Origin of the sequence: Pseudomonas sp. C2B4 (genome assembly GCF_013359695.1) — a bacterium.
GTDB lineage: Bacteria > Pseudomonadota > Gammaproteobacteria > Pseudomonadales > Pseudomonadaceae > Aquipseudomonas.
Genome location: NZ_JABFMU010000031.1, coordinates 28247 through 50743 on the forward strand (window position 1 = coordinate 28247; position 22497 = coordinate 50743).

The window sequence follows — 22497 nt, forward strand, 5'->3', positions numbered from 1 at the left end:
TTACCGCTCGATCAGCGCAATGCGCTTGTTGTACCAGTTCATCAGCAGGGAAATGCTGATACTGATCGCCAGGTACACACTCATGGTGATCGCAATCACTTCGATCGCCTGCCCGGTCTGGTTCAGCACCGTGCCGGCAAACAGCGAAACCATTTCCGGGTAACCGATACCGGCCGCCAGCGAGGAGTTTTTCGCCAGGTTCAGGTATTGGCTGGTCAGCGGTGGAATGATCACGCGCAGGGCTTGCGGGATGATCACCTTGCGCAGGGTCGGACCGTTGCGCAGCCCGAGCGAATGGGCGGCCTCGGTCTGGCCGTGACTGACCGACTTGATGCCCGAACGCACGATCTCGGCGATGAACGCCGCGGTGTACACCGTGAGTGCCAGGGTCAAGGCCAGCAGTTCCGGGATCAGTACCCAACCACCGACGAAGTTGAAGCCTTGCAACTTGGGCATTTCCCAGTGCAGCGGGGCGCCGAAGACCAGCGCGCACAATGCCGGGATCACCAGGAATATTGCCAGGCCGACCCAGAACTTGTGGAACGGCTCACCGGTTTCTTCAAAGCGTTTGTTGGCCCAGCGGGTCATCAGCACGATGGCGACAATGGCCACCACGACGCTGATCACAAATGCCCAGAAACCGTCGGCCATCAGCGCGGCCGGCATGTTCAGGCCACGGCTGCTGACGAAGAAGGTATCGCCGAAGTTATGGCTGTTGCGCGGCCCCGGCATGGTCAGGAACACCGCGAAGTACCAGAACAGGATCTGCAGCAGCGGCGGGATGTTACGGAAAACTTCCACGTACACCGTCGCCAGCTTGGCGATGATCCAGTTCTTCGACAGGCGGGCCACACCGATGATGAAACCGAGGATGGTCGCCAGGATCACGCCGATGAAGGTCACCAGCAACGTGTTGAGCAGGCCGATCACGAACACACGGGCATAACTGTCCGCTTCGGTGTAGGAGATCAGGTGTTGAGCGATGCCGAAACCGGCACTGCGCTCCAGAAAGTCGAAACCGGAGGTAATGCCCCGGTGCTGAAGATTGGTCTGCGTGTTATCGAACAGATACCAGCCCATCGAGACCACCGCGACAATGGTGATGATCTGAAAGAGCCACGCACGCACTTTTGGATCGCTGAGGCTGAGCCTCTGCTTTGGTGCGCCGATTGAATTTTGCATGTAGTGCCCCGGAAATAATGGAACAGAACATCACCCGGTGGTTGGCCCACCGGGTGATAGAACCATCAGCGCACTGGTGGTGCGTATTGAATGCCGCCAGCGTTCCACAAGGCGTTCAGCCCGCGGTCGATTTCCAGCGGAGTGCCCTTGCCGAGGTTTTTCTCGAACACTTCACCGTAGTTACCGACTTGCTTGACGATCTGCACAACCCAGTCTTTCTTCACTTTCAGGTCTTTGCCGTATTCACCGTCGGTGCCCAGCAGACGAGCGACGTCCGGGTTCTTGGTGCCCTTGGCTTCGGCTTCGACGTTCTTCGAAGTGATACCGGCTTCTTCAGCGTTGAGCATGGCGTAGCCAGTCCAGCGCACGATGGCCAGCCACTCGTCGTCGCCATTACGCACGACCGGGCCCAGTGGCTCCTTGGAAATGGTTTCCGGCAGAACCACGTAGTCCTTCGGCGAAGCCAGCTTGCTGCGCTGGGCGAACAGCTGGGACTTGTCGGAGGTCAGTACGTCGCAACGGCCGGATTCCAGCGACTTGGCGCTTTCATCGGAAGTGTCGAAAGTGATCGGGGTATATTTCAGACCGTTGCCGCGGAAGTAGTCGGAAACGTTCAGCTCGGTGGTGGTACCGGCCTGGATGCAGATGGTTGCGCCATCCAGCTCTTTGGCGCTTTTCACGCCGAGCTTGTTGTTTACCAGGAAGCCGATGCCGTCGTAGTAAGTAATGAAGCCAGGGAACTTGAGGCCCATGCCCGCGTCACGGGAGCTGGTCATGGTGGTGTTGCGCGACAGGATGTCGATTTCGCCCGACTGCAACGCGGTGAAGCGCTCTTTGGCGTTCAACTGACTGAACTTGACCTTGGTCGCATCGCCGAACACGGCAGCGGCCACAGCGCGGCAGTAGTCAGCATCGATACCCACGATCTTGCCGGTAGCGTCCGGAACCGAGAAGCCTGGCAGACCATCGCTGACGCCACACTGCACGAAACCTTTCTTCTGCACTGCATCCAGGGTTGCACCCGCCTGAGCGAACCCGCTGACACCGAGTACTGCGGCTGCAGTCACGACTGCCAGGGTGGATTTCAACATCTTCATTCAAACCTCCAGTTTTTGCTCTTGTTGTGTCGGAGCGTGAGTCCTGCCGCACCCTTTTGAGGCGTTGTTGACCCGTGCTGGCTTGTTTTGGGGTCAACCGACGTAGAGACCGTAGCTATGAGTCTAGTAGGAGAAAATCCACATAATGGACAACTCACTTCTCACCAATCGGCCGAACGGGCTGTAGCCCTTTCACGTTCGCGAAGCCCGTAGCGGCCACTGGCGAACATCCATCACCGGATTTTTTGCTATCCCACTGCCAAAAATGGCCTGATAGTGTTACCGCAGATGTGGGATTTTCGTACCAGCTTGCCTATAGCAAAGCCCGTACCACACCGGCTACTTAAGCGGTTAAGCGACAGGTCAATAGCAAAACTTGTAACCTTGCGACATCTTCGTAACTGATCAACCAGACACGCTCTCACACCTCGCACTCAATGAGAGCGCACGCACACATTTGGAGCAGCCATGACCGAGCCCCTGATTCTTGAACCCGTCAAGCACGCCGACGCCTGCGTGATCTGGCTGCACGGCCTGGGCGCCGATCGCTATGATTTCCTGCCAGTGGCCGAAGCGCTGCAGGAAAAACTGCTGACCACCCGCTTCGTTCTGCCCCAAGCCCCTACTTGCGCCGTCACCATCAACGGCGGCTACGAGATGCCTAGCTGGTACGACATCCTGGCCATGAGCCCGGCGCGCGCGATCAACCGCGATCAACTGGAAGAGTCGGCACAGCGCATCACCCATTTGATCGACGTGCAGCGAGCCGTTGGAATAGACGCTTCGCGGATCTTCCTCGCCGGTTTTTCCCAAGGCGGCGCGGTGGTGTTACACACAGCATTCCTGAAATGGCAGGGGCCGTTGGGTGGCGTCGTTGCCCTCTCGACTTACGCACCGACCTTCAGCGATGAGCTTGAATTATCGGCGAGCCAGCAGCGCATTCCGGTGCTGTCATTGCATGGCCAGTACGATGACGTGGTGCAGAACTCGATGGGGCGTACTGCCTATGAGTACCTGAAGCAGCATGGTGTCACCGTGACATGGCAGGAGTACCCAATGGGCCACGAAGTGTTACCCGAGGAAATTCGCGACATCGGCGCCTGGCTCACCGAGCGCTTGAATTAAACGTTTTTTGCGTCTGTTTTTGTTTAAAAGCGCCCTTTGATCCATCCCACTACGCCGCGCCCGATTCTTGCATTACACTGGCCGGCGTACATTCCTTAACCAATTGATGAGATGACCGTGCTCAAAGCACTCAAGAAAATGTTCGGAAAAAGCGAGACTGAGCAACTCGCGCCAGTCCCCAGCGTGCCGTCGAGCTCCCACGGCCATCGCAATGACGCCAGTCAGGCCGAGCGCCACGCTCCGGTAGCCGCACCGAAAAGCGAACCCATACCCGCTCCCGCCGCCACCGTCGCCGAACCGGCCCGCAGCGAAACCCCGAAACCCGCCAAACCGCGCCGCGAACCCAAGCCCAAGGCGCCGGTCATTCCCTGGAAACTCGAAGACTTCGTCGTCGAACCCCAGGAAGGCAAAACCCGTTTCCACGATTTCAAACTCGCTCCGGAACTGATGCACGCCATCCAGGACCTGGGCTTTCCGTACTGCACGCCGATCCAGGCACAGGTCCTGGGCTTCACGCTCGCCGGCAAAGACGCCATCGGCCGCGCCCAGACCGGTACCGGCAAAACCGCGGCGTTCCTGATTTCGATCATCACCCAACTGCTGCAAACCCCGCCGCCGAAAGAACGCTACATGGGTGAGCCGCGGGCGCTGATCATCGCCCCGACCCGCGAATTGGTGGTGCAGATCGCCAAGGACGCCGCAGACCTGACCAAGTACACCGGCCTCAACGTCATGACGTTCGTCGGCGGCATGGACTTCGACAAGCAGCTCAAGCACCTCGAAGCCCGTCACTGCGACATCCTCGTGGCCACGCCGGGCCGCCTGCTGGACTTCAACCAGCGCGGCGACGTGCACCTGGACATGGTCGAAGTCATGGTGCTGGACGAAGCCGACCGGATGCTCGACATGGGTTTCATCCCACAAGTGCGTCAGATCATTCGCCAGACTCCACCGAAGTCCGAGCGTCAGACGCTGCTGTTCTCCGCGACCTTCACCGAAGACGTGATGAACCTGGCCAAGCAATGGACCACCGACCCTGCCATCGTCGAAATCGAAGTCACCAACGTGGCCAGCGAAAACGTCGAGCAGCACATCTATGCGGTGGCCGGTGCCGACAAATACAAACTGCTCTACAACCTGGTCAACGACAACGGTTGGGAGCGGGTCATTGTCTTTGCCAACCGCAAGGATGAGGTGCGACGCATCGAAGAGCGCCTGGTGCGCGATGGCATCAACGCGGCGCAACTGTCCGGCGATGTGCCGCAGCACAAGCGCATCAAGACCCTGGAAGGCTTCCGCGAAGGCAAGATCCGCGTGCTGGTCGCCACCGATGTGGCCGGTCGCGGCATCCACATCGACGGCATCAGCCACGTGATCAACTTCACCCTGCCGGAAGTGCCGGACGATTACGTGCACCGCATCGGTCGTACGGGCCGCGCGGGTGCCGATGGCGTGTCCATCAGTTTTGCCGGCGAAGACGACTCCTATCAGCTACCGTCCATCGAGGCGTTGTTGGGTCGTAAAATCAGCTGTGAAACACCGCCGACGCATCTACTGCGGGCGGTTGAGCGCAAACGTCACTAACTGACGAAGTGCAGAAAGAGGCGCAGCCGGAAACGGACTGCGCTTTTTTTTCGCCCGACTTTTCGTCGTCAAGCGCTTGCGAGACATATCTAAAAGTCCATAATAGACAAATTAGTTTACTTGCCGCTCTCGGAGCCGACCATGTCCAGCACCCCCTACGTGATCACCCAACCCCAGGCCCGCGAACTGTTGGCGCAAGTCGACGTGCCGCAGATCCTGCGCAAGCTGTTCCGCGACCTGGCTGCCGGGCAAGCGGTGCAGCCGGCGCAGCAACTGGTGGAATTTCCACAGGGTGCCGGCGACTTCATCAACTACCTGGGTGTGCTGGCCGAAGATGGCGTGTACGGAGTCAAGACTTCACCGTACATCGTGCGCGAACAAGGGCCGTTGGTGACCGCCTGGACCTTGCTGATGTCCATGCAGACCGGCCAGCCGCTGCTGCTGTGCGATGCCGGTGAGCTGACCACGGCGCGTACCGCTGCCACCACCGCAGTGGCCGTCGATGCCCTGGCACCGCTGAAGGCGACTCGTCTGGCGATCATCGGCAGCGGCAAAGTGGCCCAGGCGCACTTGCATTACGTGAAGAACCTGCGGGACTGGCAGAGCATCAGCCTGTATTCGCCGAGCCTGAGCCAAGACGCTGAAACCGCAAACCTGCTGAAAAGCATCGAGCCCAGCCTGACCCTCGCCGACAGCCGCGAAGCGGCCATTGCCGGCGCCGATGTGATCATGCTGTGCACCTCGTCCGCCGGCCCGGTGATTGATCCGTCCGACTTGAGCAATCCGGCGCTGATCACCTCCATCAGCACCAATGCCCCGCGTGCCCATGAGGTGCCGCCGCAAAGCCTCAATGGCATGCAGGTGTTCTGCGATTATCGCCTGACCACCCCGGGTTCGGCCGGTGAAATGCTGATTGCAGGCGAACAACACGGCTGGGACAAGAACACAATCGTCGGCGACCTGCCCGATCTGCTCAGCAACAAGGTGCAGCGCCCCGACTACAACCGTCACGTGTTTTTCCGCTCCATCGGCCTGGGCCTGGAAGACATTGCGCTGGCCAATGCGATCTATCGCCTGCAGCACTGACACCACAATTCATCTGTGGGAGCGAGCCTGCTCGCGAATACGATCTTTCATTCAACATTAATAGTGACTGATCCGACGCTTTCGCGAGCAGGCTCGCTCCCACAGAAAATCTCTACGACATTGGCATTTTTCGCTTGATCAGGAGACGTTCATGAGCCAGGCAGATTTCATCATCATCGGCGGCGGGATCGCCGGCGCTTCCACCGGTTTCTGGCTGTCGCAGCACGGGCGCGTGGTCGTGCTCGAACGCGAATCCCATCCGGCCTATCACTCCACCGGTCGCTCGGCGGCGTTGTTCACTGCGGCTTATGGCACTCCGCAGGTTCGCGCCCTGACCCTGGCCAGCCGGGACTTTTTCGACGCCCCGCCCAGCGGTTTCTGCGAACACCCGCTGCTGACCCCGCGCGGCGAAATGACCGTGGACTTCACCGGCGATCCGGCGGAACTGAACAACCAATACCTGAGCGCGAAAGCCACGGTGCCGGAGATGCAATTGCTCAGCGCCGAGGAGGCCTGCGTGCGTCTGCCGATCCTGCGCCGGGAAAAAGTCCACGGCGCGATCTACGACCCGACCGCCAGCGACATCGATACCGACGCCCTGCACCAGGGCTACCTGCGCGCAATCCGCCGCAACCAGGGCCAAGTGCACACCGACTGCGAAGTCCAGAACCTGAGCCGTGACGCCAACGGTGTCTGGCAGGTACACACCAACACCCAGACCTTCAGCGCGCCGGTCATCATCAACGCCGCTGGCGCCTGGGCCGACAGAATCGGGGAACTGGCCGGCGCCAAACCGCTGGGTCTGCAACCCAAGCGTCGAGCCGCCTTCATCTTCGCCGGCCCCGAGGGCGTGGACATCCACCATTGGCCGATGCTGGTCAGCCTCGACGAATCCTTCTACATGAAGCCCGACGCCGGCATGTTCCTCGGCTCGCCAGCCAACGCCGACCCGGTGGAGCCCCACGACGTGCAGCCCGAAGAGCTGGACATCGCCATGGGCATTTACCAGATCGAAGAGGCCACGACCCTGACCATCCCCCGCCCGACCCGTACCTGGGCCGGCCTGCGCAGTTTCGTCAGCGACGGTGACTTGCTGTCCGGTTTCGACCCACAGGTGCCGGGGCTGTTCTGGGTCGCTGCACAGGGTGGCTACGGCATCCAGACCTCGCCGGCCATGGGCCAGGCCAGCGCCGCGCTGGTGCGTGGCGAGGCACTGCCGGAGCAACTCACCCGCTTCGGCCTGACCGCCGACATGCTCTCCCCTGCCCGCCTCGGCTGATCGCTGCGCTCGCATGACGTGCCGACTTGCGGCACACTTTCAGAGCCCTGTTTTACGGGGCACTGATGCTTCCCGGAGCCCTACTCTATGAAAAGCCCCACAGTATGAATGCCCCCGAAAAAGACCCGGCCCAAAGCGAAACGTCACTGGATAACTTCCGGGCGATCGCCGATGCCATCGCCACGTTGTTTTTCCCTCACGCCGAGGTGGTGCTGCATGACCTGCGCACGCAAAAGGTCGACTACATCGCCAACAACCTGTCGAAACGGGAAGTCGGTGATGACTCGTCGCTGGAGGACATGCTCAGCGACGAAGTCAGCGAACGAAACATCGGGCCGTACGAAAAGCTCAATTGGGATGGCCAGAAGATTCGCAGTGTCAGCACGGTACTGCGCGACAGCGAAGGTCATCCGCTGGGCGTGCTGTGCATCAATCTGAATATTTCGCTGTTCGAGAATGCCAAGGCCGCGCTGGACCTGTTCCTGTCGCCGACCAAACTGATCCCGCAACCAGACTCACTGTTCCGTGATGACTGGCAGGAACGGATCAACACCTTCCTCCACGCCTGGCTGCGCGAACGGCAGCTGAGCTTGAATCTGCTGACTCGCGATCACAAAAGGGAGTTGGTGTTGGCATTGCATGCCGAGGGGGCGTTCAAGGGAAAAAGCGCATCGAACTATGTGGCCAATGTGCTGAACATGGGGCGGGCGACGGTGTACAAGCATTTGAAGGAATTGAAGGGCTGAGCCTTCAGTTATGGACTGGCTGATCCGGCCTCTTCGCGAGCAGGCTCGCTCCCACAGGGAAATGCATTCGACTGTGGGAGCGGGCTTGCCCGCGATAGCGGTTGATCAATCGCCGTAGATGTCAGACTTGAAGTACTTCTCGGAAATCTTCTGATACTCGCCATTGGCCCGAATACCGTCGATGGCCGCATTCAACTGGCCGACCAACTCGGTGTTGCCCTTGCGCACGGCAATCCCGGCGCCCTCGCCCACGTATTTCGGATCCTTCAACTCAGGCCCGACAAACGCATAGCCTTTGCCGCGTGGCATCGACAGGAAGTCACTGAGCGGGATGGTGTCGGCAAAAATGGCGTCCAGGCGGCCAGCGGCCAGATCCATGTAGATTTCTTCGTTATTGCCGTAACGCTTGACGTTGATGCCCTTGGGTTCGAACACCTCGGTTGCATAACGGTCAGTGGTGGTCGCACGCTGCACGCCGACAGTCTTGCCCTTGAGGCTGGCGTACTGATCATCCACCACCGCGCCTTCCTTCATCACCAGGCGCGAAGAGGTGAAATAGTACTTGTGGGTGAAATCCACCGACTTCTTGCGGTCGTCATTGATGGTCATGGACGACAGCGCCATGTCGATCTTCTTCACTTTCAGGGAAGGAATCAGACCGTCGAATTCGCCTTCGACCCACACGCATTTGACCTTCATCTCGGCGCACAAGGCATTGCCGATGTCATAGTCAAAACCGACGATTTCGCCCTTGTCGGTTTTCGAAGCAAACGGTGGATAAGCGGCCTCGATACCGATACGCAGGGTTTTCTCGGCGGCAAACAGGCTACTGCACGCCAACAGGCTCAGGGCCAGACCGGTGATGAGGGGGAACTTCTTCATATTCGTTCTCTCGCGGGTTGTTGTTGGTTTTGCAAGACAGAAGAAAAAGCGGAAACAGGGAAAAGCCTTTTTTGTACTTATAATTCCATACTGGACTTTTATGTATAAATCGTCAATCGGGCAAATGCGGCCCGTGCCGGCCGATGGTCGGGTGGTGAATCATCAAGATTTTTAGTGGGCAGATGACGCCATCGCGAGCAGGCTCGCTCCTACAGGGGAATGCGATCAACTGTAGGAGCGAGCCTGCTCGCGAAGACTGACTTGAAAGCGCCGATGGCCTTACTGCTTCCAGCGATCCGCCGCCGCATGATCGCTGTCGCGCCCCTCGACCCAGCGCGGACCGTCGCTGGTGTTTTCTTTCTTCCAGAACGGTGCGCGGGTTTTCAGGTAGTCCATGACAAAGGCGCAGGCATCGAACGCGGCCTGGCGGTGGGCGCTGGCGGCGCCGACGAAGACGATCGGCTCGCCCGGCTCCAGCGCGCCGATACGATGCAGCACTTCCAGCTTGAGCAATGGCCAGCGCTGTTCGGCTTCGGTGGCGATTTTGCCGAGGGCTTTTTCGGTCATGCCCGGATAGTGTTCGAGGAACATCCCGGCCACGTCGAGCCCGTCATTGAAGTCGCGCACGTAGCCGACGAAACTCACCACCGCACCCACGCCGACATTGGCGGCGTGCATGGCGTTGACTTCCGCCCCCGGATCGAACGCTTGGGACTGCACGCGAATCGCCATGATCAGCCCCCGGTCACGGTCGGAAAAAACGCCACTTCATCGCCATCGCTCACCGGCTCGTCGAGCTGGCAAAGGTCTTCGTTGCGCGCACACATCAGGTTCTGTTCGCTCAGCACTTCGGCGCCATCACGCTGGGCCAATAGCGCCCGCACGTCGTCGACCGTATTGAACGGACCTTCGACCTTCACCGAATCCACGCCCAGGGCTTCACGATAACGAGCGAAAAACTTCACGGTGACGTTCATGGCTGGTCCGCCTGGAAGTGACCGCTCTTGCCGCCGACTTTTTCCAGCAGACGAACGCTTTCGATAGTCATGCCGCGATCAACGGCCTTGCACATGTCGTAGATGGTCAGCGCCGCGACACTGGCAGCCGTCAAGGCTTCCATCTCCACGCCGGTCTGCCCGGACAACTTGCAGCGCGCCACGATACGCACGCTGTCAACGCCCTCGGCACTGAGTTCGACCTTGACGCCCGTGAGCATCAGCGGATGGCACAGCGGAATCAGATCACTGGTTTTCTTCGCCGCCTGAATGCCGGCAATGCGCGCCACAGCAAACACATCACCCTTGGGGTGACCGCCGCTGACGATCATCTGCAGGGTTTCGGGCAGCATGCGCACTAGCGCTTGGGCTGTCGCTTCACGGAACGTCACGTCTTTTTCGGTGACGTCGACCATGTTGGCGCGACCTTGGGAATCGAGATGAGTCAGCACGGGATTACTCCTGATCAGGAGCGTCGATTGTAAACCTGCGGGTCAGATTTCCGCACGCGCGATTATCGGATCACGCAATCCCCCCCTGTGGGAGCGAGCCTGCTCGCGAAGGCGTCGTGCCAGCCAATATCAGCGTGACTGACACACCGCTTTCGCGAGCAGGCTCGCTCCCACAAGGGGGTTTTGTGTCGGGCATGAAAAACCGGGCGGTGTTGAGGCCGCCCGGTTTGAGTGAAACGGTTACAGATGCGATTCGGCGTATTCGGCCAGAATCGAACGAGGCACCCCTTGCAGGGTGATGTGCACGCCGTTGGGGAAATCCTTGAAGCGTTCGGTCAGGTACGTCAGCCCGGAACTGGTCGCGGACAGGTAAGGAGTGTCGATCTGTGCCAGGTTGCCCAGGCACACCACTTTGGAACCGGCGCCGGCACGGGTGATGATGGTTTTCATCTGGTGCGGTGTCAGGTTCTGGCATTCATCGATCAGGATCAGGCTCTGCTGGAAGCTGCGGCCGCGAATGTAGTTGAGGGATTTGAACTGCAACGGCACCTTGCTGAGGATGTAATCGACGCTGCCATGGGTGCTTTCGTCGTCCATGTGCAAGGCTTCGAGGTTGTCGGTGATGGCGCCCAGCCAAGGCTCCATTTTTTCCGCTTCGGTGCCGGGCAGGAAGCCGATTTCCTGGTCCAGGCCCTGCACGCTTCGGGTGGCGATGATCCGCCGGTAACGCTTGCTGACCATGGTCTGTTCGATGGCCGCCGCCAGGGCCAGGATGGTTTTACCGGAACCGGCGGCACCGGACAGGTTGACCAGGTGGATATCCGGATCAAGCAAGGCAAACAACGCCAGGCTCTGATAGATGTCACGCGGTTTCAGGCCCCAGGCTTCCTGGTGCAGCAGCGGTTCCTGGTGCAGGTCGAGGATCAGCAGCTGGTCATTCTCGATCTCCTTGATCCAGCCGACGAACCCCTGTTCATCGATGATGAACTCGTTGATATGCACCGCTGGCAAGTTGTCTATCAACTTCACCTGATGCCACGTCCGACCATGGCCTTGACGGGTTTCGACCTTACTCACGAGGTCCCAGAACGAGCCCTTCATCTCGTGATAGCCGTTGGGCAGCAGCGATACGTCGTCGACCAGTTGGTCGGTGCTGTAGTCCTCGGCCGCGATCCCGCACGCCCGGGCCTTGAGGCGCATGTTGATGTCTTTGGTGACCAGCACCACGGGCAATTTCGGATCGCGCGCGTGCAGGTCGATCAACTGGTTGATGATGATGTTGTCGTTCAGATGCTCGGGCAGAAGGATGTTCGGCTCGGCGCGCTTGCTCATCAGAATTGACAGCAAGCCCTTGGGCCCGCTCTTGCCTCTCTGGATCGGCACACCCTGCTCGACGTCCTCGGGTGAGGCATCGCCCAGGGTCTTGTCGATCAGGCGAATGGCCTGGCGGCATTCGGCAGCAACGCTGTGATGACCGCTCTTGAGCTTGTCCAGCTCCTCCAGCACAGTCATCGGGATGGCGACGTGGTGTTCTTCGAAATTGAGCAGCGCGTTTGGATCGTGAATCAGTACGTTGGTATCGAGTACATAAAGGATTGGCTGGTTGGAAGAAGAGCTACGTCCGTGATCATCCATACTCGGTCACCTTTGTCAGAGCCAGTGGACGCAATACCTGGGCGGTGCTGCGCCTCGAAGTGGCCGCCGATCTCACCTACGGAGACTTAAGTGACTGCAAACAAACGGGTCTTGGGAGACGCCACCTGTGTTGCAGGTTTCGGCGGTCTGTCTTCGTAATACTCCAAAACCCATGACAGAAAAAAGTACTTTGACGCTTTTTTGAAGTTTATTTTGCAGAGTGACGAAAAGCCCTTGGCGGACTGCCATCACCCGTTTACAGTCGGAGATCAACCTGCAGCAAAATCCCTCCCAAAATCGCCCCTCGACCAATGTTTACGGGCTTTCGGCGTATTCATCGAAACCCGTCCTGGCTTTTTTGAAACCCGCCCTGGCTTTTTATTGAAAGCCGCTCTGACAGTCTTCCCAACCGATACCACTCTGTGACGTTTGCGTCATCAGCCAGGGCAGCGCCGTTTTCACCCCATCCTGTTTCACATTGAAATTGATCACGCCATGGCGCCACAGCAGCATCAGGGTCAGCACCCGTTGTGCGCTCTGATTGGCCTTGAGCTTGCCGGCGCCGTCCTGGGCATCGATGTCCCACAGCGCCACCTGCAAGCCCTGGGACTTGAAGAAGCCCTCGGCATCCGAGCGGCGCTGGCCATCGGGTGGCCGGAACAGCGGCACGTAGTTTTCCGGCAGTTTGCTTTTGATCAGCTCGACACTGCGCCGCACCGAATCCTGCCAGTCCTGCCAGTGGCTGTGGGAGCGGAACTCCCAACCTTGCACGCCGATGCACTGGGTCGAATACATGGTTTGCAGGCTGGCCACGGAGCGCTCCGCCAGGCGCGCCTGGATGTCCTTGCCGAGAACGAAGAACGTACCGTTCATATTCGACTTGCGCAGGTACTCGGTGACCCAGTCGGTGTTGTCCGGCACGGCATTGGCGGCGCTATCGAAGGTCAGTAGAAACAAGCGGTCATGCATCCCATCGCCATTGCGCTCATAGTCACCAAAACGATCGACTTCGCTACTGGTTTGCGGAAACAGCGCAGCCTTGCGCAATTGCTCGTCCAGGTACTGGGCATGGAACAGGCGGCTCGGCTCGGCCCACTTGATGTAGTAGCTGTCTTCGCTGACCTGGAATTTTCCGGCTTGCTCACGCAGGGTGGCCATGTCCTCGACCAGGAAACAGAAGGAGGCATCCTGGTCGCAACTCTGCTGGGCGAAAGTGAAGCTGGTCAGCAGGCGCTCCCACATTCGCTGGCGAACCTGATTGACCGATTCCATATTGACGGTACGCAGGCCCAAGCGCTGGGCCAATGCGGGCTCATTCAGGGACTCGCTGGCCAGCAACCCCCGGGCAAACATCAAAATTTCGGCACGGGACGCCACGTCGAACAGCGTCGGGTTGTTGAGCTTTTCCGGCCAGGTGGCGCGATCCAGCGTCGCCACATCACCCGGTGCCGCCATGACGCCGACGCTCAGCAGCCACGCGGCAAGTAGTAAAACGATACGCAATGGGATGTCTCCATAACAAAACCCGCGCGGCACTATAGCTGATACGCCGCCTATTCCCGCAGCAGCACATCCCCCCACAGGGGAATTGTGGATAGCCACCGATCACCTATTGCCCCTATAGCTGGAGTCATCAAGGACAACCCCCTAGAATCGCCCCCACGATTAAAGGAGACGACTTCATGCTGATGGTGATTTCACCCGCCAAGACCCTCGATTACGAAACACCGCCGGCGACCCAGCGCTTTACCCAGCCGCAGTACCTCGACCATTCCCAGGAACTGATCCTGCAATTGCGCGACCTGACGCCGGCACAGATCAGCGAGTTGATGCACGTCTCCGACAAGATCGGCGGACTCAACGCCGCGCGCTTCGGCAGCTGGACCCCGGCCTTCACCCCGGAAAACGCCAAACAGGCATTGCTGGCGTTCAAGGGTGATGTGTACACCGGATTGAATGCGCAAACCTTCAGCGAAGCCGATTTCGATTACGCCCAGCAACATCTGCGCATGCTCTCCGGCCTCTACGGCCTGCTGCGTCCGCTGGACCTGATGCAACCTTACCGTCTGGAAATGGGCACCAAACTGGCCAACGCCCGCGGCAAGGACCTGTATGCCTTCTGGGGCTCGCGCATCAGCGAATGGTTGAACGAAGCCCTGGTCGATCAAGGCGATGACGTGCTGTTGAACCTGGCCTCCAACGAGTACTTCTCGGCAGTCAAGCGCAACGCCCTGAACGCACGCATCATCAATACCGAGTTCAAGGACCTGAAGAACGGTCAGTACAAGATCATCAGCTTCTACGCGAAAAAGGCCCGGGGCATGATGAGTCGCTTCGTCATCGAGGAGCGCATCAACGATCCTGAAGCCCTGAAACAGTTCGACATCCAGGGTTATCGCTACAGCGCCGAACAGTCTAAACCGGACAACCTGGTGTTCCTGCGCGATCACGCCCCCGAGTGATCCATCCGGTCGGCGCATGGCATGGAGATCCCGCCTGCGCCGACCATTGATTGACGCCACTTTCCCCGCCTATATCGCCATTTTTATGGCGTCAAAAATTCATCATTCGTTTTTTTAACTTTAGTTTCATTCGACTTCGATCTTTTTTTTCAGTAGTGGCACTGAAAATTTTTATCGGTAGTGGCAAAAAACTATCCCTTCCAATAATCCGCCTATATATAAAGGGCGAAACGTCAAGTGCTATCAATTTGAAAGCAGTGCCATCTTTTTCAATATTTCAAGAAATTTCAGAATTCGCGATGGGTGGGTCGGAACTTCATTCGAATGCACCGCTCATACCACCGGTAACGATTCTCACAGATCTTGTAGGAGATGACTTACGCAGAACAGAGATCCAAGTAGCAAAGTTGTCACATTAACTTTCGCAGACTAATCCCTGATTTTGGCAATACAGTAAGGACAGGAGATAACCGATGAGAACTATCCCCTACAGGGCCAAGGCAGCGCCCCTATAACGTGCTCACACGAGCACTCAACCGCTTGATCCACGGGCTTTCGGCCTGAGATCGAGCGCGCAGGAACATTGCACGAATATCTTCGGAACAGAGGATCGGCTGCATAACAGGGCAAGTCATAACAACAAGCCCAAGTTGCGCACACCTTGAGTGCACTTATTTAGACACTCGGAACTTTGATGCCACTACAGGGTATTGCTGCGCCTCTCAGGCGCACTTCCGAGTGCACTATGACCGCTGAACACCATTAACTCCGGCCATCTAATGGCTTGATAAACACAGAGGTAATTTGCGATGCGCATCAGCATATTTGGTTTGGGTTACGTGGGCGCTGTATGTGCCGGTTGCCTGTCTGCACGGGGCCATGACGTCGTTGGCGTTGATGTTGCCAAAGACAAGATCGATATGATCAACGCAGGCAAATCGCCAATCGTTGAGCCGGGCCTGGGCGAACTTCTGGCCCAAGGTATTCAGACGGGCCGCCTGCGCGGTACCACCAACTTCGCCGAGGCGATTCGCGACACCGATCTGTCGATGATCTGCGTCGGCACGCCAAGCAAGAAGAACGGCGATCTGGAACTGAACTACATCGAAGCCGTGTGCCGCGAGATCGGTTTTGTCCTGCGCGACAAATCCACCCGCCACACCATCGTGGTGCGCAGCACCGTTCTGCCGGGCACGGTCGCAAACGTTGTCATCCCGATTCTCGAAGACTGCTCCGGCAAGAAAGCCGGTGTCGACTTCGGTGTGGCCGTGAACCCTGAGTTCCTGCGTGAAAGCACCGCCATCGCCGACTACGACCAGCCACCAATGACGGTGATCGGTGAGTTCGACAAAGCTTCGGGCGACGTTCTGCAATCGCTGTACGAAGAACTCGACGCACCGATCATCCGCAAGGACATCGCCGTCGCCGAGATGATCAAGTACACCTGCAACGTGTGGCACGCCACCAAGGTGACCTTCGCCAACGAGATCGGCAACATCGCCAAGGCTGTGGGCGTCGACGGTCGTGAAGTCATGGACGTTGTGTGCCAGGACAAGACCCTGAACCTGTCCCAGTACTACATGCGCCCAGGCTTCGCTTTCGGCGGTTCCTGCCTGCCCAAGGACGTGCGTGCCCTGACCTACCGCGCCGGTTCTCTCGACGTGGAAGCCCCGCTGCTCAACTCGCTGATGCGCAGCAACGAGTCCCAGGTGCAGAACGCCTTCGACATCGTCTCCAGCCACGACAAGCGCAAAGTCGCCCTGCTGGGCCTGAGCTTCAAGGCCGGCACCGACGACTTGCGTGAAAGCCCGCTGGTCGACCTGGCGGAAATGCTGATCGGCAAGGGTTTCGACCTGAAAATCTACGACAGCAACGTTGAGTACGCTCGCGTCCACGGCGCGAACAAGGACTACATCGAGTCGAAGATCCCGCACGTCTCGTCCTTGCTCAACGCTGACTTCGACGACGTGATCAACAACTCCGACGTGATCATCCTCGGCAACCGCGACGAGAAATTCCGCTCGCTGGTCAAGGACGTTCCGCACGGCAAGCAAGTGATCGACCTGGTCGGCTTCATGTCCAAGGCCACCAGCCAGGCTGGCCGCGCTGAAGGGATCTGCTGGTAACACGGAATCCCGTCTCCGACACCGCGCTTTCGCGCATGAAACACCTGTAGGAGCACAGCTTCCCGGCGATGACGCACTTGCGAGCGCCATCGCCGGCAAGCCGTGCTCCTACAGGGGCGGGGAGCTCGCAAATGACTTTAGGATTCCGATTATGCTCAGGCTAAAGCACGGCCTACTCCAGGCCGCCGGTTGGCTGTTTTATCTAAGTTTACTGATGGGCCTCGCCATGGCGTTGCCCGTGTCCACATTCGACCCCGAGTCGAAGGACTTCATTTTCCTGATCGGTATCGTCGGTATCTGGCGCTACTCGATGGGGGCCACGCACTTTCTGCGCGGCATGCTGTTTCTGTACGTGGTCTACCCGCACCTGCGGCGCAAAGTGCGCAAGCTGGGCAAGGCGGCGGACCCGTCCCACGTATTCCTGATGGTCACCAGCTTCCGTATCGACGCGCTGACCACCGCGCAGGTCTACAGCTCGGTGATTCGCGAGGCCATCGACTGCGACCTGCCGACCACCGTGGTCTGCTCCATCGTGGAAATGTCCGATGAGCTGCTGGTGAAAAGCCTGTGGAACCGGATGAACCCACCGGCGCGGGTCAAGCTCGACTTCGTGCGCATTCCCGGCACCGGCAAGCGCGATGGCCTGGCCTTCGGTTTCCGCGCCATCTCCCGCCACTTGCCGGACGACCGCGCCGTGGTGGCGGTGATCGATGGCGACACCGTGCTCGGCGAAGGCGTAGTGCGCAAGACCGTGCCGTGGTTCCAGCTGTTCGGCAATGTCGGCGGCCTGACCACCAACGAATTCTGCGAAGTGCGCGGCGGCTACATCATGAGCGAATGGCACAAGCTGCGTTTCGCCCAGCGTCACATCAACATGTGCTCGATGGCCCTGTCCAAGCGCGTGCTGACCATGACCGGGCGGATGTCGGTGTTCCGTGCCACCGTGGTCACCAACCCGGAATTCATTGCCGACGTGGAAAGCGACTCGCTGCAACACTGGCGCCTGGGCCGTTTCAAGTTCCTCACCGGCGACGACAAGTCCAGCTGGTTCAGCCTGATGCGCCTGGGCTACGACACCTTCTACGTGCCGGATGCGGCGATCAACACCGTCGAGCATCCGCCGGAAAAGAGCTTCATCAAGGCCAGTCGCAAACTGATGTTCCGCTGGTACGGCAACAACCTGCGTCAGAACTCCCGTGCCTTGGGCCTGGGGATCAAGCGCCTCGGTGCGTTCACCTCGGTGGTGCTGTTCGATCAACGCGTGTCGATGTGGACCTCCCTGCTGGGCCTGACCGTGGCGCTGATTGCCAGCTTCAAGTACGGCACCGCGTTCATCCTGGTGTACCTGCTGTGGATCGGCATCACCCGCCTGATCCTGACCCTGTTGCTGTCCTGCTCCGGCCACCGGATCGGCCCGGCCTACCCGGCGATTCTCTATTACAACCAGATCGTCGGCGCACTGGTGAAGATCTACGTGTTCTTCCGCCTCGACCAACAGTCCTGGACTCGCCAGCCCACTTCTCTGTCCCGTGATCTCGCCAGCTTTCAACGTTGGTTCAACACCTGGTCGTCTCGGACCATGACCTTCTCCGCCGGCAGCATCTTTGTCGCCGTGCTGCTGATGATGGTCTGACCGAACTCGCCTGAATTAACTAGGAAACCGCCCTTATGAATACCGCCGTCAACGCCAACGTAGTGCATGAATCCGAAGCCCAGCGCCAGCACGCCCGCGTGAAAATCCCGGCCAAGCTGCGCTTCTTCGGTCCCGACCGCACGCCGGTCGAAGCGCGAGTGATCGACCTGTCCGCCGGTGGCCTGGCCTTCAATGCCGGACAACTGCCGCTCAAGACTGGCGACGTGTACAAGGCCCGCCTGCAATTCGTCATCGACAACCTCGGCCTGGCCATGGATGTGGAACTGCAAGTGCGTTCCTACGATCGCGACACCGGCCGTACCGGTTGCCAGTTCCAGAACCTGGAACCACGAGACATTTCGACCCTGCGTCACCTGATCACTTCGCACCTGGCCGGCGACATCGTCAGCATCGGCGAAGTGCTGGCGACCCTGCAGCGCGATAACTTCACCAAGGCACGCAAGACCAAGGACGGCGGCCATGGCATGAGCGCGTTCGGGCGCCTGAAAGCCGTGACCTTCAGCCTGGGGATTTTCGTCGTCGGCCTGGCCGCGTTCGGCTTCATCTTCAAATCGGTGTACGGCATGTACTTCGTCAGCCACGCCCAAGCCGGCCTGGTCAGCGTGCCGGGCGTGAACATCACCATGCCCCGCGACGGTACCGTGCAGAGCCTGGTGAAAGCCGACGGCGTGGCGGCCAAAGGCGCACCGCTGGCGACCTTCAGCACCAGCATGCTCGACGTGCTCAAGGGCCATCTGGAAGACGATCAACTGGCCCCGGCCAAGGTTGAAGAACTGTTCGGCAAGCAAATGACCGGCACCCTGACCTCACCGTGCGATTGCACCGTGGGTCAGCAACTGGTCGCCAACGGCCAATACGCCAGCAAGGGCGATGTGATCTTCCAACTGGTGCCACGCAACACCGAAGCCAACGTCGAAGCCCGCTTCTCCTACCGTCAGTTCGGCGACGTGCTGCCAGGCACTGCCGTGCGCTTCCAGATCGCCGGTGAAGACAAGACCCGCACCGGCAAGATCGTCAGCAGCACCAGCCTGAAAAGCGCCGACCTGTCGTCCGACATCCGCGTCCTGATCCAGCCGGACGAAGCCCTGGACAGCACCCTCGCCGGTCGCCCGGTTGAAGTGAACAGCGACCGTGGCCCGAACCTGAACTGGCTGATCGAAAAAGCCATGGCAGCTGGTCTGTAACCGGAGGACATGCCTGTGAGTACTCCTACCCTCAACACACCGCTGACCCTGTGGGAGCGAGCCTGCTCGCGAAGCGGTCAACTCGGTTTGTCTGATGCACCGCGCCGCCTGCTTCGCGAGCAGGCTCGCTCCCACATGGGATCTCTATGCGCAGTGGCATTGGCAGTCAGCCTCGCCGGTTGCGCCGGCCTGCCCGACCAGCGCCTGGCCAACGAAGCCCTCAAGCGTGGCGACACCGCCACCGCCGCGGCGAACTATCAGCAGCTGGCGGCCCTGGGCTACAGCGAAGCCCAGGTTGGCCTGGCCGATATCCAGGTCGACAGCCGCGACCCGGCGCAGATGAAACAGGCCGAAGCCACCTACCGTGCGGCGGCCAGTGTTTCGCCTCGTGCCCAGGCGCGTCTCGGTCGTTTGCTGGTGGCCAAGCCCGGCGCCAGCGAAGCCGAACATCTGGAGGCCGAAGGCCTGCTGAAAAAAGCGTCTGCCGCCGGCGAAGGCAACACCCTGATCCCGTTGGCGATGCTGTACCTGCAATACCCGCACAGCTTCCCCAACGTCGACGCGCAAAAGCAGATCAGCCAATGGCGCGCCGAAGGCAAGCCGGAAGCGGGTCTGGCGCAAGTGCTGCTGTACCGCACCCAAGGCACCTACGACCAGCACCTGGATGACGTGGAAAACATCTGCAAGGCCGCGCTCAATACCACCGACATCTGCTACGTCGAACTGGCCACGGTCTATCAGAAAAAAGCCCAGCCAGAGCAACAGGCCGAGCTGATCAAGCAGCTGCAGGCGGCGCACAGTCGCGGCACCGTCTCCGCTCAGCGCGTCGACAGCGTCGCTCGCGTGCTCGCCGATTCGACCCTGGGCAAGACCGACGAAAAAACCGCGCAGTCGCTGCTCGAACCCATCGCCCCCGGCTACCCGGCGTCATGGGTCACCCTCGCGCAACTGATCTACGACTTCCCCGAACTGGGCGATGTCGACCAGATGATGAAGTACCTGGACAACGGCCGTGCCGCCGACCAACCGCGCGCCGAACTGTTGCTGGGCAAGCTGTACTACGAAGGCAAGATGGTTCCGGCCGATGCCAAGGTCGCCGAAGAGCACTTCCAGAAAGCCGTCGGCCGCGAAGTCGCCGCCGATTACTACCTCGGCCAGATTTATCGCCGTGGTTACCTGGGCAAGGTCTATCCGCAGAAGGCCCTCGACCACCTGCTGACCGCTGCGCGCAACGGCCAGAACAGCGCCGACTTCGCCATCGCCCAACTGTTTTCCCAAGGCAAGGGCACCAAGCCCGACCCGCTCAACGCCTACGTGTTCAGCCAGCTCGCCAAAGCCCAGAACACCCCGCAAGCCACCGAGCTTGCGCAAACACTCGAAGCCCAACTGCCGCCTGCGCAGCTGGCTGAGGCCCAACGTCTGTTGAAACAGGAACAGGCGACCCGTGGTGCCCTGAGCCAGAACACACCGCAACTGCAGGCCCTGCAAGAAGACGGCGAGGAATCCCTATGAAATTGAATCCATTCATGAAGGCCGGCATCGGCCTGACGTTCGCTCTGATCTGGTCGTGCCCGACGCTCGCGGCGATGACGGAAGAAACCAAGAACTTCGGCCTGGACGTGAAAATCACCGGCCAGTCCGAAGACGACCGCGACCTCGGCACCCAAAGCGGTGGCGACGTCAATGGCGTGGGCCTGGACCTGCGTCCGTGGGTCTATGGCGAGAGCGGCGCGTGGAGCGCCTACGCCATGGGCCAGGCGGTGACGTCCACCGACATCATCGAGACCGATACCCTGCAACAGGCCGACGGCACCGAAACCACCGATGACGGCGATCGCAAGGCCAAGAAAAACTACCTGGCCATGCGCGAGTTCTGGGTCGGCTACAGCGGCTTCACACCCTACCCCGGCGAGATCCTCAAGTTCGGTCGCCAGCGCCTGCGCAATGACGACGGCCAATGGCGCGACACCAACATCGAAGCCCTGAACTGGACGTTCGACACCACCCTGTTGCGCGCCAACGCCGGTATCGCCGAACGCTTCAGCGAGTACCGCACCGACCTGAAGGAACTGTCGCCCCAGGACAAGGATCGCCTGCACGCCTACGCCGATGCCGCCTACCAGTGGACACCGGGCAACTGGGTCGGCATTCGCGGCCATCACACCCACGATGACGGCAAGCTCGACTACCCGACGCCGGGTGAACCTGCCGACACCCTGGACAAGAAACAGAACGGCGACATCAGCTGGCTGGGCCTTACCGCCGACAGCGACGCCTATAACTGGCGCAACACCAACACCGTCAATTACTGGGGCAGCATCACCGGCATGAGCGGCGACCGCGACACGGTCAACCCGCTGAACGCCGATGGCAGCGCGCCCGCACAAGCCAAACGCAGTGGCGATGTCGACGGCTGGGCCACCGACCTGGGTGTACGCCTGCGCCTCGATCCGCAATGGCAAGTGGGTGCGGCCTACGCCCGTGCCAGCGCCGATTACGAACAGAACGGCCTGGAAAGCAACCGCTCGAACTTCACCGGTACACGCTCGCGGGTGCACCGTTTCGGCGAGGCCTTCCGTGGCGAAATGAACAACCTGCAAACCGCGACGCTGTTCGGTTCGTGGATGCTCAACGACGAATACGACGCCAGCCTGATCTACCACAAATTCTGGCGCGTCGACGGCAACAAGCCGGTCGGCAGCAACGGCATCGACGCGGTGCAGAACGATACCGATGACGTCACCGGCGCCGTGCTGTCCAGCACCTCGCTGCCGCTGAACGATGGCGAAAAGGACATGGGTCAGGAAATGGACCTGGTGGTCACCAAGTACTTCAAGCAGGGCTTGTTGCCGGCTTCGCTGAGCCAGGCGGTCGACGAACCTTCGGCCCTGGTGCGGTTCCGTGGCGGCGTGTTCAAGCCGGGTGACGCCTATGGCAAAGAAGTCGATTCGTACATGCACCGCGCGTTCATCGACGTGATCTGGCGCTTCTGATGCAAACCGCGAAGG

General features: G+C 59.8%; 19 protein-coding genes. 11 read left to right on the top strand and 8 right to left on the bottom strand.

Annotated features, from left to right (window positions below):
- Positions 1-1182 (bottom strand): amino acid ABC transporter permease, encoded by a 1182-nt coding sequence (locus tag HNQ83_RS19165; protein ID WP_175390379.1) that lies wholly within the window; start codon positions 1180-1182, stop codon positions 1-3.
- Positions 1183-1247: 65 nt separating this feature from the next.
- Positions 1248-2279, bottom strand: a complete 1032-nt coding sequence (locus HNQ83_RS19170) for an amino acid ABC transporter substrate-binding protein (RefSeq protein ID WP_175390380.1) — start codon at positions 2277-2279, stop codon at positions 1248-1250.
- A 468-nt stretch (positions 2280-2747) separates the two neighbouring features.
- Between HNQ83_RS19170 and HNQ83_RS19175 the strand changes: the two genes are divergently transcribed.
- The 5 genes from HNQ83_RS19175 to HNQ83_RS19195 all read left to right on the top strand — a co-directional run bounded on the left by HNQ83_RS19175 (position 2748) and on the right by HNQ83_RS19195 (position 8099).
- Positions 2748-3404 (top strand): alpha/beta hydrolase, encoded by a 657-nt coding sequence (locus HNQ83_RS19175; RefSeq protein WP_175390381.1) that lies wholly within the window; start codon positions 2748-2750, stop codon positions 3402-3404.
- Positions 3405-3515: 111 nt separating this feature from the next.
- On the top strand, positions 3516-4988 hold the full coding sequence (gene rhlB / locus HNQ83_RS19180) for an ATP-dependent RNA helicase RhlB (protein WP_175390382.1): 1473 nt from the start codon (positions 3516-3518) through the stop codon (positions 4986-4988).
- 141 nt (positions 4989-5129) lie between these two features.
- A complete protein-coding gene (locus HNQ83_RS19185) occupies positions 5130-6074 on the top strand; it encodes an ornithine cyclodeaminase family protein (protein WP_175390383.1) in 945 nt (314 codons plus the stop codon).
- Positions 6075-6225: 151 nt separating this feature from the next.
- Positions 6226-7353: an FAD-binding oxidoreductase gene (locus HNQ83_RS19190; protein WP_175390384.1), complete on the top strand. Its 1128-nt coding sequence runs from the start codon at positions 6226-6228 to the stop codon at positions 7351-7353.
- Positions 7354-7457: 104 nt separating this feature from the next.
- Entirely contained in the window at positions 7458-8099 is a 642-nt protein-coding gene (locus HNQ83_RS19195; protein ID WP_175390385.1) for a transcriptional regulator, read from the top strand.
- 105 nt (positions 8100-8204) lie between these two features.
- Here the strand turns inward: HNQ83_RS19195 and HNQ83_RS19200 are convergent, their stop codons facing one another.
- The 6 genes from HNQ83_RS19200 to HNQ83_RS19225 all read right to left on the bottom strand — a co-directional run bounded on the left by HNQ83_RS19200 (position 8205) and on the right by HNQ83_RS19225 (position 13518).
- Complete coding sequence (locus HNQ83_RS19200) at positions 8205-8981, bottom strand: ABC transporter substrate-binding protein (RefSeq protein ID WP_175390386.1); 777 nt, start codon at positions 8979-8981, stop codon at positions 8205-8207.
- Positions 8982-9260: 279 nt separating this feature from the next.
- The gene (moaE, locus tag HNQ83_RS19205) at positions 9261-9713 is read right to left on the bottom strand and encodes a molybdopterin synthase catalytic subunit MoaE (protein WP_175390387.1); all 453 of its coding nucleotides are present in this window, start codon (positions 9711-9713) and stop codon (positions 9261-9263) included.
- 2 nt (positions 9714-9715) lie between these two features.
- On the bottom strand, positions 9716-9958 hold the full coding sequence (gene moaD / locus HNQ83_RS19210) for a molybdopterin converting factor subunit 1 (protein WP_175390388.1): 243 nt from the start codon (positions 9956-9958) through the stop codon (positions 9716-9718).
- A complete protein-coding gene (gene moaC, locus HNQ83_RS19215; protein ID WP_175390389.1) occupies positions 9955-10428 on the bottom strand; it encodes a cyclic pyranopterin monophosphate synthase MoaC in 474 nt (157 codons plus the stop codon). Before moaC ends, moaD begins: the two co-directional genes overlap by 4 nt.
- A 240-nt stretch (positions 10429-10668) precedes the next feature.
- The gene (locus HNQ83_RS19220) at positions 10669-12063 is read right to left on the bottom strand and encodes a PhoH family protein (RefSeq protein ID WP_175390390.1); all 1395 of its coding nucleotides are present in this window, start codon (positions 12061-12063) and stop codon (positions 10669-10671) included.
- A gap of 378 nt (positions 12064-12441) precedes the next feature.
- On the bottom strand, positions 12442-13518 hold the full coding sequence (locus HNQ83_RS19225) for a polysaccharide deacetylase family protein (protein ID WP_372241919.1): 1077 nt from the start codon (positions 13516-13518) through the stop codon (positions 12442-12444).
- 227 nt (positions 13519-13745) lie between these two features.
- On the opposite strand from HNQ83_RS19225, the gene yaaA reads away from it, so the two are divergent.
- From yaaA to HNQ83_RS19255, 6 genes are all read left to right on the top strand, one after another.
- Complete coding sequence (gene yaaA / locus HNQ83_RS19230; protein WP_175390392.1) at positions 13746-14525, top strand: peroxide stress protein YaaA; 780 nt, start codon at positions 13746-13748, stop codon at positions 14523-14525.
- A gap of 809 nt (positions 14526-15334) precedes the next feature.
- Positions 15335-16651, top strand: a complete 1317-nt coding sequence (locus tag HNQ83_RS19235; RefSeq protein ID WP_175390393.1) for a nucleotide sugar dehydrogenase — start codon at positions 15335-15337, stop codon at positions 16649-16651.
- Between the two features lie 151 nt (positions 16652-16802).
- Complete coding sequence (gene alg8, locus HNQ83_RS19240) at positions 16803-18284, top strand: mannuronan synthase (protein ID WP_178132036.1); 1482 nt, start codon at positions 16803-16805, stop codon at positions 18282-18284.
- A gap of 35 nt (positions 18285-18319) precedes the next feature.
- Positions 18320-19489, top strand: coding sequence for an alginate biosynthesis protein Alg44 (locus HNQ83_RS19245; RefSeq protein ID WP_175390394.1), 1170 nt, complete (start codon positions 18320-18322; stop codon positions 19487-19489).
- A 15-nt stretch (positions 19490-19504) separates the two neighbouring features.
- Positions 19505-21001, top strand: a complete 1497-nt coding sequence (algK, locus tag HNQ83_RS19250; RefSeq protein WP_175390395.1) for an alginate biosynthesis TPR repeat lipoprotein AlgK — start codon at positions 19505-19507, stop codon at positions 20999-21001.
- Positions 20998-22482, top strand: a complete 1485-nt coding sequence (locus tag HNQ83_RS19255; protein WP_175390396.1) for an alginate export family protein — start codon at positions 20998-21000, stop codon at positions 22480-22482. Before algK ends, HNQ83_RS19255 begins: the two co-directional genes overlap by 4 nt.
- Positions 22483-22497 lie beyond the last annotated feature (15 nt).